Raw genomic sequence first — 14,329 nt, 5'->3', positions numbered from 1 at the left:
ATCATCTTCTGGATGACGGCCTCTTTCATTTCTTTGGAGTAGCGAGCCATAACTGCCTCTTTTAATCATCTCTCCATTGAAGAGAGTCATGAGTCAAAAGAGGCGACATCTATCCTGACACAGGGGGGGGTCAAAAAAACCTATAGTGGAGCCTATAGTAAATCGCGGGCACAAAAAAGCCCGAAGTGTTTACTAACGCTTCGGGCTTTGTCCTGTATGGTGCCGGCACCAAGAGTCGAACTCGGGACCCACTGATTACAAGACGACTTTTTCCGAACGTTCATACCGGTTCAGAAGAACCCATGAGAGTTTATTAACCCGTTGAATTTGATGGAAAAAATCATACTTGTTAGGTTTTTTATAGTTCAGGTTGATTCATTTTGAATCACTAAAATCCTGCACTCTGCCGAGACAATTGCCAAGACAAAATTCGACGAATAAAAAGGTGAACGCTATGGGAAACACGATCAAAGATAAGGATATGGAAGCGCTGTTTACTTCGAAAAATCCAGAGAAAAAAACGCGCAGTGAAGAGCTCGGGCACCGGGGTGCCGGTCGACTGATTGCGAAATGGTTGGCTCCCGGTTCGGTGGACTTTCGATTCAAGTATTACCGGGCTCGACAGCAGCCGGTTGAGATTGCTATCGGTCGGTTTCAGCCGAAGCGTTCGAAAACCAAGGTGGGAATCACCCTTGCTGAAGCTCGCAGACAGGCGCACGAATACAGCCAGCAACTGCAACGGGGCATTGATCCGAAAGAGTACATCGCCCGGCAAGAATCTCAGGCGAAAGAGGAGCAGCGCAAGCGGGATGTGGAAGCCCGTCAGGGCACGTTTGGGCAGCTGCTTGAGGTGTACGTCAACACCCTGAAGAAAGAAGGCAAATCCAGCTGGAAAAACACCCTGGACGATCTCAATCGGTATGTGGTCAAACCGTTCCCGATGCTGTTGGAAAAGAAAGCGCGGGAGATTGAACCGGAAGACATCACCGACATTCTCGTCGCCATGGCAAAGAAGGGGCTGACCACCAGTTTGAACCGGGTACGGGCCTACCTGCATCGGGCTTTCAAGGTGGGCTGTCAGGCGTATCTTGATCCGCTGCTTCAGGCTGAACAGACCATCAACTTCCATCTCAAGCACAATCCCGTATCGCTGGTGCCGCGTCAGACGGCCTATGAGCGAGCCCTGGACCGACATCTCTCAGAGGCGGAAGTACATCAATTCTGGATGAACATGAACCCCTACATGGCCGGACATACCGAGCGGCTGTTCAAACTGCTGTTTGCCCTGGGTGGGCAGCGACCGAAAGAGATCAGCCGTACCACTTGGGAACACTACGATTTTGACGAAAAATTGCTGATCCTTCCGAAGGCACTCACCAAAAACAAGCGGGAACACGTTGTCCCCCTCAACGACCTGGCGATTGAAATTCTTCAGGAGCAGCGGCTCTATACCGGTCACTGCGTGCACCCGTTCCCGCTGATGCGTGGCTCTGGCTATGTGGTTGACCGACACATTCGCCTGGACTCCCTGAATACGTCGATCCGGCGGTGTGTTCAGGGGGAAGGGATGACGCATTTCACGCCGAGGGATATCCGCCGCACCTGCAAAACCCTGATGGGTAAGGCCGGGCTGAGCAAAGACATTCGCGACCGGCTGCAAAACCACGCCCTGAACGATGTTTCCTCAGTCCATTACGACCGCTACGACTACGTACGGGAGAAGCGCGAAGCCCTAGACCAGTGGTGTACGGCCTTGCGGGTGATGGTGGAGCCGGGGAACAAGGTGGTGCTGATGCCGTTGCGGGCGGGCTAGTGCAGCCAAAAGCTAAAGCCCATACACCGTTCGCACTGAGCCAGCCTGTCGAAGTGCGTAGACTCAACCCTTAGAAAAGCTCAGGATGAATGGGGTGTATGCATATCAACGCTTGATGGCACTAGTCACTTTGTCCACATGAGCAGGAAGACCTTGCGAAGGTCAAACCTGCCTTATCTATAGCAGTTCAGACAAATAACTCTTTGTTTAACTGGGAAAATTCCTACCTTGGATTACCCAGTCACTTTTGCACCACTTTGGTGTAAGCCGACAATTCAGTAACAGACAACACAATCATCATACTGATTTTTGATGATTTTCCCTGTCCGCTAACCAACCATGCTAAGGTCATCAAGAAACTCAGATTCAGGATCAACACTAGTGACTAACAGATAATCCCGGGCCCGTGTGCACGCCACATAAAGCAAATGTCGTTCAGTAATATAAACCTCGTCCAGATCAGCCTCATCCTCAACACTCTCGATGCGTTCTTGCAAGGGGATGATTTCATCATCACAGGCCATGACAACCACCGCTTTAAACTCCAGTCCCTTGGCAAGATGCATGGTACTGACTGAGACCTGACCGGTAATCGTAGCGACCTTATTGTCTAACACCCGGAACGGTATGCCACCTTCATCCAGTGCAGATAAAGCCCGGTCAACTTCATTGTCTGAACGAACAAATACACCCACCTCATGGGGCTCAATGCCTTTTTTTAATGAGGCTTTAATCCAACTGGTAACCGTCTTCGCTTCCTCTTCCTCAGAGTCAAGGATACGAATATCCGGAGAGGGACCATTGAAAACAGAGATCGTACCCGTACGCTTCTCGGAATTACCATCACCATCAGAAATCTCCTCGTCAAGCAGAAGGTCCGCCTGCGCTCGAATCTGGTGGGACGTTCGGTAATTGATATTCAAGGTTTTCGATCGACCGCGAATATCAACCCCCATGGACTTCCACGAGAAAGGCTGCTGAAAAATTCGCTGTCCAAGATCACCGGCAAAGAACAGCCCATCTTTTCGAGTAGCCGTCAGGGCTGCGAGAAAGCCCAGCTGAGCCATGCTCAGATCCTGCGCCTCATCGACAACCGCGTAATCAAAAATCGGGTGCTTACGGCTTGCCAGTGCCTGAGTGAGGCGGTTATACATCATCGCTGGTGTGATTAAACCGGCCTCGTTGATTCGCTCAAGAACCTTACCAAAAACAGACCAAATCTCACGGCGCTTCTTTTCCGTCAGGCGAACCTTGCGTCCGAGCCGCTTCGCGCCAAGGTAAGCCTGTTCACTAGTGACCTGTTGCGCATCAACCACATCCCGCCACTCACTGAGCAAAAATCGTTCAGAGACACTGCGCTCAGCTGAGTCATTTGCTGCTTCTTTTACGAATTGTTTGATCTGGTCTGCCGTTGCGATAACGGGCTTGTCAATGTGGCTACGGTACAGTCGCTTACCGATCGCCTCCATAGACAAAACCTCAATTCGTTCCGCAAGCCTCGGCTGCTTATGCACCAACAGGCGAAGTTTCACCAACAGCGCATTGGCAAGGATGTCGGAGAAGGTCGTCAACAGAATACGTGCATCGGGGCAGGCATTAGCCAGATGAACCGCCCGGTGAAGGGCGACAATGGTTTTACCGGTCCCGGCGGAGCCAGAGACCCTGGCAGGCCCGTTGTATTCACGCTCGACCATTTGCCGTTGGGACGGATGCAGAAAAATCGCCCACTTTTCCCAGGGGGCTTCCAGTGCACGCTCCAACTCCTCGGCATCGGTCATCACCCGGAAGCGACGCATAGCATCAGGGTGATTAAACGGATTATCGACCTGGAAGCCAAGCACAGGTTTCGGAGTGCCGCCGGTCGCGATTTCCAACAACGCCTCTGCCGCCTCAGAGGGAAGGTGGTCAGCCAGATCAAGCAGCGTATCTTCATTGGCCTGTTTGACGTCGTTCAGCCAGTCCACCGGAACGCCGTAACTTAACAGTTGATCATCGGAATACGGTTTAAACAGGAGCGGCTTGAGCGTTTCAGAAGATGGAACGTAAACCGGAACAGCAATGGTTTTAACGGTCTCCCGAACCTCAACGAGCTGGGCCGCACCGGTCTTCGGGTGGGTCTCCAGTTTTCGTTTGGCTGCCCACTGATACGCTTTATCGTGATGATCTACATAGCAGAGCAACAGGCTGTTATTTGACTTGTGAACAATGATGCGAATATCCATATTCACGCTGACCGAAAAGAAATTCGGATCACGCATCTTTTCCAGACGATGAAAACGAAGCCCGGCTTTGGCCGGGTCCATTTGCAAGTCGAATGCCGTCTGTTTAGTGTTTTTCTGTTCCTGACCGGTCAGCCTGGCCAAACTGTCCGTAAAGGTGTCGGCAATCCGAAACTCCATGCAACGTTACTCCTTAACTGAAAATACCTTCATCACTTCATCACCCAGGTGGTTGATCACCTTCACCGCAATTCGACCGGACAGGGGCTTATCGAAAGGTCGCGACAAATCGCTGTTCAGGCTGTCCCAGGCTTCCTGATTAATTTCATTTTTCAGGGTGGTTTTCAGGGACTTGTACGGGTCGTTAGCCCCGAGAAAGTAGGCATGACGAACAAAGAAACTCTCTTCGTTGTAGTCGGTGTCCACAAACCAGCAGGCGATGTCCTTCGCTTCATCGGTACGAATTTCACCGGTGCTGGGGTCAAACACATCCACACCGTGAATCTGCACCTGAATCTGGTCGTTATCGGCGTCGAGAATTTCAATATCCGGCTCGCCGAAGATCACAAACAGGTTGCCCTTGCCGGTGTTCTTCAAATCCTTCGACATATGCAAGTCGGCGTTCATCCGAGCCTTGAGTACCTGTATACGGCCCAGTTTGGCGAACTCTGAGGCGTGCCCTTCGTAACTGAAGGCGCAGGCTATCAATACATCAAAATCCGCGTCACCGGCTTCCCTGGCCGCCGAGACCAGATCAGCACGACCGACCGTACCAAACTCAGGGCCGATAAAGATGGCGGCACGTTTCTCTTCACCGTCTTCCCCCCCTTCCTGATAACGACCTTCAGCACAGATCAAATGACCGGGCCAGGGCTTCAGTGAGGTAAAGTCAATTTTGTCGCTCTTGTTGGCCTGCTGAACACCGGCGGTTTGTAGGTTGTCCAACACCATCTGGGCAAAATCTTTACCTTCTGCTTCTTTCTGTGTCCGTTGCAACGGGTCAATCAGTTCGTCGTTCTCATCCAACCCCAGGGAGCGGTGAGGCGACAAACTCTCGACGGTAAACGGCCCCGCCACCCGCACCTTTTTCGGGTCCACATAGGGCTTGTCGTAGAGGTACTCCTGGTCGGCCTTAGCGGCGATGGAGGCATCGATATCCTTTTGTCGGGCAATCCGCTGCTCCCACCACTGCTGATGGAGCTGAATTGCTTGCTCGTCGGTCCAGAGGTCGATGGGCTGTTCCGGCAGGTTTTTAAGGGTATAGCTTCGGCCTTGCTGCCGGTTCAGTTTTAACAGGGCGGTCTGTTTGGCCTTGTTGGATTTTGCCTTGTGGACTTTTTCCAATAACTTTGCATCGACTTCCGGCCACGGTGAGCCCGGCTCACGGGGGATTTGCCACTCTTCCCAGTTCGCACCGGTGGCCTGGTTGAGTTGTTCTCTCAGGGGTTCCAAGTGTTCCTGAAATTTGTCCCAGATCACGTCGATTTCGGTATTGTTGGCGATAGATTTTAGAGTAATTCGAGGAACTCGTTCATAGACAAATCCATGGCGCACGTTATTAAATGTAGCCGCTGCTGAAGGTGAAGATCTTGTAATTTCAGACTCTTTTAACTGCCCTTCAGGACTATCTGAAAGAAAGTAAAAGGGGTACTTGGCTCCCATTATTCGGGCACGTGCAAGTGCTAACGAAACCCGCGATGTATCAGCAGTTATCCATCGTCGTCCAATTTGCTCGGCAACATAAGCAGTTGTTCCAGAACCACAGGTTGGATCTAGAACTAAATCACCAGGTGAAGTTGCCATCAGTAAGCAACGCTCAACTAAAGACTTCCCCGTTTGCACAACATATATTTTGGGGTCAGTTCTACTCTGAACGCTTCCGCCAATATCTGTCCATATGTTTGTTTTTTGAGTTACTGCCGAATCTTCGAAGTAGCGCACATAACCGAGCTTACCTTTTGAACTAACAGAGATTCGATTTGCTTTTGCTAGTCGAGGCATCCCCGTACTTGGATTTGTCTTCCAATGGCTATTACTACCACAATTAAAAACCTTATGCTGAAAACCAAATTCTCTAATGGTGTTGGCCGAACTACCCTGTGAAATGATATTATCAATCCGAAATATACGGTCCCCTGAGTCAGGGCTCTCGATTTCTCTGAGAGAACAGCGTAAACCATCTGCAAGCTCTATCTGATCGTATTTCGATTTTGGATCTGTCAAAGGCGAGTTTTTAGGGTGATAAAGGCTATTACACTTTAATAAATCAATGTTTTTTGAATACCAAAGAAGGTAGTCACCGGCTCGACTTAAAGTGCCGGAAGCAAGGCCTCCAGTAGTTACATATGTTATCTGTGAAATGAAATTTTTATCCCCAAACACTTCATCCATCACCATTCTTAGCCGGTGAATATTCTCCTCACTTATCTGGACAAAAACAGATCCTGAGTCAGCCAATAAATCGCGCGCGATAACAAGCCTGTCACGCATATACGACAAATAAGAGTGAACACCGTCCTTCCAAGTGTCCCGAAACGCTTTCACCTGCTCTGGCTCGCGGGTGATGTGCTCAGCCTTGTCTTTCACATCCCGACTGGTGGTTGACCACTGAAAGTTGGAATTAAACTTAATCCCATAGGGTGGATCAAAATAGATGCACTGCACCTTGCCTCGAAGCCCTTCCCGCTCCGCCAGAGACGCCATCACCTGTAGGCTGTCTCCCAGAATCATCCGGTTCGACCAGTGCTGATCGTGCTGATAGAACTCGGTTTTTGCGTCTTCATCGGGCAGGCCGTTAAAGTCGGAGAACAGGTCCGGGTGTTCATCGTCCGGCTCCTCCCCCACCTCGGTACGGCGCTTCAGGTCGTCGATCAGCACCTTGGGGTGCACCTTTTCCTGAATGTAGAGCGGCGGTGCATTGACCACCAGATCGGACTCATCCTGCTCATCTTTGCCACGCCAGACCAGCTGGGGGTCCAGGTCTCGGTTGCGGCGTTCGTAGGCGACCCGGACGGACGCCTGCTGCTCTTTATCCATCACTGACTGGTGTTCCGCTGTCGGTATGTTTTTGCGTGCTGCCTCTTCGTGGGTCAGCGTTTCGACAGTCAGTTTAGGCTTTTTCTGGGCCATAATGGCTGTTCCTTTATTGCAACATCGTTCAGGCTTTGCCTGAAGCGAGGGCTTCCGTAATCATGGTGTTGAAGGCTTCCCGAACTTTCTGTTCAAAGTCGGACTGCATGGTAAAGACATCGGTCAGTTCAACGAAGGCCCAGCGACCGAACTGACCGGTATGGTTAACACCGGGCACCCAGTAGGTGTCCATGGTCTCTTTTTTGATTTCGGCATCAATGCCCCGGTAGCCCTTGATCTCGACCACCAGATTTAACAGGTCATCTTCTCCACGACCATCGTCAACCCGAACAATGTAATCGGGCCGGTACATTCGGGAGGTGGAGCCCTGCTTGTAAGGCACTTCAAAGCCCAGGCTGTGGTTTTTCACATAGCTTTTGACCTTGGGGTGTTGCTCCGCGATGCGGCAGAACTCCGCCTCCCAGCTGCTGTCGAGGATCGCCCAATTGATATGGCACCGGCGGGAGTCGGTCTCCCAGCGGTCGGTCTTTGATGTGGTGAAGCTAACGTGTGTGGTGCTGCCGGCAGGGTTGTAGCTGTCGAGCACGGCCTTAACCGGGTTTGTGCCTTGGTGTTTTTTGGTGATCGCCGCCGTAATCCGCTCACAGGCCATCTCTGCCAGTTCCATATACATCAGCTGTGCTGGATAGGTGCCCCCTTCACAGATCAGGTGATTATCGACCCACTGACGTACGATGCGCTTTAGCTGGCCGAACAGGTGCAACTTGGGTTCACCGCCCTCATCCCGCCATTTGGAGTACAACAGGTGTTTGGTCAGATGCATCAGCAGCGTGGACTTACGCCGGTGTTTCATATGCTCAAGAGTCAAGTTGTTGTCTTCACCGATAATGCCCCGGTTGGTGTTCTCTGTTGGGCCAACCAGAGCCGGGGTCAGCACCAGAGTCGAGTCACTGGTAAAGATTGCCGCCAGTTTTTCATCGGGTAGCTCAACCCGGTAACCCTCAACCCGGGGAAAGGTGATTTCCAGATGACTACGCTCGGGGTTCACTGCTTTTACATGCACGGTTTCACGGGGTGGCTTGGGCTTGGAAACCACAGGCTTGGCGGTAAAGTCGAAGGGTATGCCCAGGACATCGGCGTACTCTGTGTTGAACAGCCCGTCCTCATTCAAGTCATAGGAGAGCCTGCGCAAGGCTCGACCCACCACCTGCTCACAGAGCAGCTGTGTACCGAAGGTGCGGACACCCAAAACATGGGTCACGTTGTTGGCATCCCACCCTTCAGTCAGCATCGACACGGAGACCACACAGCGAACAGAGCCACCGAGTTTCCCGGCCTTGCCGACAGTGTTCATCACCTCCCGCAACAAATCCTGTTCCGAGATTTTTTCGGCCTGCTGTCGGTCGCCGGTGCGCTGAATAATCTCACGACGGAACTGCTCAATCTCCTGGGCCGCCATCTGCCGGAAGTTTTTATCCAGGGCTTCGCCCGATTCAAGCTGTTCACTGTCGATCAACAAAGTACGGGGGCGTGCGTAGGGCTCTCCGTTCTCGTCGTAATTTCTGAACAGGTCAAACCGGCCATTGACCAGTTGAGAGGTGCCGTCTGCGTTTTCTCTATGAAAGCCGGAGATGAAGTCGTATACCAGTTTCGAAGTTGCGGTGTTATTGCAGACGAAAATGAAACAGGGCGGGACTTTTGCCCCGCTCTCCTGCCAGAGATTAAATGTTTTGGCATAATGACCGTAGAGTGCTTCCATGGCCGTATTAAGCATGGTGGGCAATGACAGAGGGTCCAGTTTTGTACTGGCGCCACGCCCCTTTTTCGGCATGCTGGCTTTGATATGTTCCCAAAGTTCCCGGTATACGGGCATTTCCCCCTCATTGATGTTGTCTGCCACGGGCACACGGGGGAGTTTAACAATACCGCACTCAATGGCGTCCATGAGCGAGAAGTCGCTCATGGTCCACGGAAACAAAGTACCCTCGGCATAACCTGATCCAGCCAGAAAAAAAGGAGTTGCGGACAGGTCAACCACACGGGAGATTCCCATCTTTCGGTTCACCATTTCCAGGCCGGAAATCCATAACCGTGCCGCTTCACTGTTTCTTTGTGCCTCTGTCTTCGCCTCACCGGTCAAGTCAGCGTCATCGGCTTCAGGGGGCTTCTCACGGTAACAATGGTGGGCCTCATCGTTGATGACCATGATGTTTTTCATGCTCATCAGGTCACCCATCACCCGTTGAATCATCTGACCTTCTGTTTCCAGAGTATCTATCCCTGTGCCGGTACGCCCTTTGATCAGAGCACGACCACCGGAGGAAATATCCATACGCTCACGGAGTTTAAATGCGTGATAGTTGGTGATGACAATTTTGGCCCGTTCAAGGTCCGCCAGCATATCCTGTGGAACTAACTCACGGGTGGAGTAGTAGTTATCCAGATCGTTGGGGAGCAACACTCTTAGCCGGTCTCGTATCGTCAGGCCGGGAGCCACAACTAGAAAACCTCGGGTGTACTTCTTGCTGCTGGGTCGTCGAACCGAGTTCACCGTCTGCCAGGCAATGATCATTGCCATGACCGTGGTTTTTCCGGCCCCGGTCGCCAGTTTTAAAGCCAACCGCATTAACCCAGGGTTGGAATCTTTATTGGCACTGTCGAGATGATCAAGAAACTGCTTGCCTTTGGCTCCCATCTTCGGGGCCACTTCGGTCAACCATATGATGGTTTCAACCGCTTCTACCTGACAGAAGAACGGTCGAATGCTACTGAACGAGTGGTTTCGCCAGTATTGAAGCAGTCGTGCTGTGTCCGGTGTGACATTCCAGTTATTTGGGTTCGGTATCTTACGCCAGTCATCAACATGCTTTCTCATCTCATTGATGATCGAGCGCAAATCATAGGTCTGATTACCGGACGATATACTGGTATTACTGAGAGCTAGAGAGCCCTGCTGCTTAGGCGATTTTCGGCGCTTTGGTTTCGGTATAGGGGTGATGAAATCTGCTTTACGACGGTGCTCGGTTATTTTTTGCGTAGGCTGGCCGCTATCATCCAACTCCCAATGTCGGGACGGATAGTCGTAGGGCGAATTGAGAATGGGTTGATCAAAAAATGGGTTAGTCATCGCGCAAGAGATTTCCGTATCCAGAGAAAGCCCACGATTCACACCCCTTTAAGGGAAGGTCTTGTGGGCTATCTCAGACCGGCATGAATCTATATGGAGATTACAGAATAAATCAGAGCTAGCTTACTCCAATTTGTTGCCGTTGTATCCATCCAGATGTTACGTACTAAGACGACGAATGACCGTTACGCAGGGAAAGGCTGGGAGGGTATATGCAGGGATCAGGTTCAGTCGCTACCCTCCAGCATCGCCGAAAAATCCTGCCTGCCCAACACCCGCACGATCAAGACACCTTGATTGGATTCAGTGAAGTAGACGGCATGGGCGCGAAGCACACTGCGACGGAAGCCTGCTTTGATGTGGTGGATGGCCGGGTAATGATTCGGGTGGGCAGCGATCTTTTCAAGGTGGCTGTTCAGGCCATCCAGATAGGCACAGGCCTGATCGATTCCGAATTGATCCAGCCCGTAATCAAACAGCCGGTCGATGTCTTTGGCCGCCTGTTCCGTAAGCCGGTAGTTAGCCACGACGTGCCCTCCGCTTGAGCACTTCCTGTTTGATGTCGTCAATGGTGCGGTCGCTGAGTCCGCTGGCCTCTCCTTCTATCAGCGCGTCAGCCAGAGCGTCAATGGCGCCCTGCCGCTTACGGGCTTGGCGGATCAGGTCGTTCACCGCCTCGCTTTTGCTGGCGTACTCCCGGCTCTCAACCTGAGCCTGCAACCATTGGTCGTTGGGTTCGCTGAGGGTGATGCTTTGACGGGTCATGGTGCCTCTCCACGGTGGTGCATAATTACACCACATTAGCATTTGTACAGACAGCGTGCGTCACTATCTGCGCTGTTATTGTCTTGACCAAAGGAGGCCGACTGGGTATGCACCTGATGGACACGCGTATTTTTCGGCTCTAATCATGGAACGGTTTAGGCCAAAGCCGATCGAAAACGTGGCGATTTGCGGCAGAATGAACTCAGAAATGAAAGGCTTATGACGCATACATGGTGTCGAGATTATCCCTACTCCAGATGCACCAGGTCTCAATTTGATAACTAACAGCTATCTAAACCAATAAAACAATAGAAAACTTTCATATCATTTAAATTCAATGAGTTAACTCTACCGCACTCTTTTTCCGAGACTTGGAAAAAAACTTATTAACAAAAAACTTACCCCCTCGCATTGATAAGATCACCACACATAATGCCCTTCATTTTTTTCTTTTTTTCAAGGACGACCACTCTTCCCCCCTTGCCTGAGTATCAAAAGTGACCCGCAAGAACGCTTGTGGGCACTTATCAACGCAAAAGGAATGCATCGATGAAGGCTATTGAAAAAAACGCCAACCACACGCTTGAACGCCTCCTTCGGCTGCCGGAAGTGGAAGTGTTGTGTGGAATCAAGCGCAGCACCATTCGCCGCCTGGAGTTGGCAGGGCGGTTTCCCCGTCGGGTGAACATTGGTCTGCGCAGCGTTGGCTGGAAGGAGTCGGAAATTAAAAGCTGGCTAGAAGCTCTGAATCAGAAGGCCTAAGCCATGACTGTAAAAAAGGACATGAAACCCCCGTCAGCGGCCACTGACGGGGGGGCATCGGAAGTCACCACCTCACACTCTAAGGAAGTCCCTATGGATCACGACACTGGACGTTTTGATGCTTCCATGATCAGTGTATCGGAAGCACAGCAATTCCTCGACCTGCTCGGCCAGGGCAGCGGGGAGTTTACTTTTCAAACCATTCCGACCCACAAAGCCGCAGGCCGCTCAGCCAGGGTGTATAACGGCTCGTTTGAAAGCCACCTTGATAATCTTATCGCCGCCAACCTTGCCGGTGATGGTGTGTTTGTTACGGTCAACCAGACCGATGGTCAGGGCCGTAAAGCGGACAACATCATTCAGGTTCGGGCGCTGTTTGTCGACCTTGACGCTACCCCTCTCGACGTTCTGCTTAAGGCTGAGGTGTTGCCGAATATGGTCGTTGAATCCAGCCCTGGCAAAGGTCATGCGTACTGGCTGGTAGCCGACTGCCTTCTGACTGATTTCAACCGCTATCAGAAAGTGCTGGCTGAACGATTCAGTGGCGACCCGGTGGTGTGCGACCTGCCCCGTGTGATGCGCCTGCCGGGGTTCCTGCATTTGAAGGGAGCGCCCTTTGTTAGCCGCATTGACCGGATTCATTGTGAATCGCCTTACACCCTTGAGTCGCTGACGCCACTGCTCGAAGAAGCACCTGTGGGTGCGGCCTCTGGCCAGTACCTTCCGGGACTTGATAAGGTTTTTGTGGCCAGCCTGAACAAGAGCTATGGCGACGGTGAACGAACTCGCGCCTTGGTCTACCTGGCAGGGAAGCTGATTGCCCAGGGGGAGTCGGACGATGAGGCAATCCAGACCCTTTTGAACTGGAATGCAAACAACACCCCCCCGCTGGCTGCCTTAAAGATTGTCGAGACGGTACACAACATTCGTAAAACCCATGAACGGAATCACCCTCAGAGTCGATCAGCTGAGGGCTCGATTATGGATAAAATGAATGAGGTCTACGCCGTCGCCCTGTTCGGATCAAAAACCGTGGTCATCTATGAAAACGACCACAAAACGCTGTTCATGCCGCCTACCGATTTTTTCATCTACGCCGGTAATATCAAGACTGAAGATGGAAAGTCTGCCGCAAAAGCCTGGATGGCGTATGAACACAGGCGCACCTATTCAGCTATCGCCTTTGACCCATCCGGTAAAAGCTCACCGGATACTTACAATCAATGGAAAGGCTTTGCCATTCAGCCAGAGAAAGGCGACTGTCGCCTTTTTCTCAACCATCTTCAGGAGGTGATTTGTAACGGGGATGACACCCTTTACGAATACTTGCTGGACTGGATGGCGGACATCATTCAGAACCCGGCGAAGTTGCTCGGCGTTGCTATTGTATTGATGGGCGGCCAGGGAACCGGTAAAGGGGTGTTTGTTGAATATTTTGGTCAGTTGTTCGGCGGTCACTTCCAGCGAGTCACCAATCCTGAGCATATTGTCGGACGCTTCAGCAGCAATCTGTCCAAGGCGCTGCTGGCCTTCGCCGACGAAGCGTTTTGCAGTCAGGACCGCTCAAAGGTCGCACTGCTCAAAACCTTGATTACCGAACCTATCCGGATGGTTGAAGCGAAATTCAAGGATGCACTCGAAGTACGCAATTATGTTCGTCTGATCATGGCTAGTAACGATGACTGGGTTGTCCCTGCTGAGTTTGACGAGCGTCGGTTCTGTGTTCTGAAAGTGAGCGAGGCAAAGAAGGGCGATACCGGCTACTTCAAAAAAATCGTCAATGAACGGGATAAGGGTGGCAAAGAGGCCTTGCTTCACTTGTTGATGAATCGAGACCTGACGGGGAAGAACCTCCGTGCGTTCCCTGCTAGCTCTGCCCTGATTGATCAAAAACTGAAAAGTCTCGCCACCCATGAACAGTGGCTGTACGACATGTTGTGCATGGCCGAGATCGACGGAAAACCGATCGAGACCAGCCTGCCGAAAACGAGGCTTCATAACCACTATGTTGAGTACTGCACCCGGATGAAAAAACGGAGCATCATCGACTCGGGTACGTTCTTCAAGTGGTTGTACCAGCTGATTCCCGGCACTCTTAGCAACCGACCCCGTGTCGCAGGATCGCAACACCGGCACGTTCAACTGCCCGCTCTGGCCGTATGCCGCTCTGCATTTGAAGACTGGATCGGAGGCAACATTGACTGGCCCGAATAGCTTGTGGGCCTGAATCTGTCTTAAAACAATGCCAGGGCTTGCCCTGGCTTTTTTTCGTCTGCTGCCTTTAATTTTTTGCCTGATCCCTGTATACACCGACATATGCCCTTAAGACCGACACCTGATCACCCTGAGCCACGGTCATTCAAGATTTTATTTATGAAGTAGGGACGGGATATTTTGCTATTTCTGGACGATTAGGGTGGATCACTTGGATCATCTGAATCACTTTTTACTTTGAATGAAAATGATGGTCAGACCTGTTTTTTGAAATTTGAAAAAATTCTCGTGAGGTCGGAAAGTGGAAATTCACGGGACTCCAACCGTCGAAGCGACCCC

The 14,329-nt window shown here is 51.6% G+C and carries 8 protein-coding genes; 3 read left to right on the top strand and 5 right to left on the bottom strand.

All coding sequences use genetic code 11. The features are described from left to right. Nucleotides 1–454 precede the first annotated feature (454 nt). Entirely contained in the window at nucleotides 455–1,813 is a 1,359-nt protein-coding gene (locus ACNRUY_RS03565; RefSeq protein ID WP_488110266.1) for a tyrosine-type recombinase/integrase, read from the top strand. 329 nt (nucleotides 1,814–2,142) lie between these two features. On the opposite strand, the gene ACNRUY_RS03560 is transcribed toward ACNRUY_RS03565, so the two are convergent. From ACNRUY_RS03560 to ACNRUY_RS03540, 5 genes are all read right to left on the bottom strand, one after another. Further along, a complete protein-coding gene (locus ACNRUY_RS03560; protein ID WP_488110265.1) occupies nucleotides 2,143–4,212 on the bottom strand; it encodes a 3'-5' exonuclease in 2,070 nt (689 codons plus the stop codon). Between the two features lie 6 nt (nucleotides 4,213–4,218). Beyond that, complete coding sequence (locus ACNRUY_RS03555) at nucleotides 4,219–7,161, bottom strand: site-specific DNA-methyltransferase (protein ID WP_488110264.1); 2,943 nt, start codon at nucleotides 7,159–7,161, stop codon at nucleotides 4,219–4,221. A gap of 28 nt (nucleotides 7,162–7,189) precedes the next feature. Beyond that, nucleotides 7,190–10,249, bottom strand: coding sequence for a BPTD_3080 family restriction endonuclease (locus ACNRUY_RS03550; protein ID WP_488110263.1), 3,060 nt, complete (start codon nucleotides 10,247–10,249; stop codon nucleotides 7,190–7,192). Nucleotides 10,250–10,476: 227 nt separating this feature from the next. Continuing rightward, nucleotides 10,477–10,776 (bottom strand): type II toxin-antitoxin system RelE/ParE family toxin, encoded by a 300-nt coding sequence (locus ACNRUY_RS03545; protein WP_488110262.1) that lies wholly within the window; start codon nucleotides 10,774–10,776, stop codon nucleotides 10,477–10,479. Further along, nucleotides 10,769–11,014, bottom strand: coding sequence for a type II toxin-antitoxin system ParD family antitoxin (locus tag ACNRUY_RS03540; RefSeq protein ID WP_488110261.1), 246 nt, complete (start codon nucleotides 11,012–11,014; stop codon nucleotides 10,769–10,771). The genes ACNRUY_RS03545 and ACNRUY_RS03540 overlap by 8 nt, the downstream gene beginning before the upstream one ends. 549 nt (nucleotides 11,015–11,563) lie before the next feature. Here ACNRUY_RS03540 and ACNRUY_RS03535 point away from each other — a divergent pair. Both ACNRUY_RS03535 and ACNRUY_RS03530 read left to right on the top strand, forming a co-directional pair. Further along, complete coding sequence (locus ACNRUY_RS03535; protein ID WP_488110260.1) at nucleotides 11,564–11,776, top strand: helix-turn-helix transcriptional regulator; 213 nt, start codon at nucleotides 11,564–11,566, stop codon at nucleotides 11,774–11,776. Nucleotides 11,777–11,779: 3 nt separating this feature from the next. Further along, nucleotides 11,780–13,990, top strand: a complete 2,211-nt coding sequence (locus tag ACNRUY_RS03530) for a DUF5906 domain-containing protein (RefSeq protein ID WP_488110259.1) — start codon at nucleotides 11,780–11,782, stop codon at nucleotides 13,988–13,990. The last annotated feature ends 339 nt before the right edge of the window (nucleotides 13,991–14,329 follow it).

The organism is Endozoicomonas sp. Z74 (genome assembly GCF_057680865.1).
Note: the sequence above shows the minus strand (reverse complement) of the source record. Positions and strands in the feature narration are given on the sequence as shown.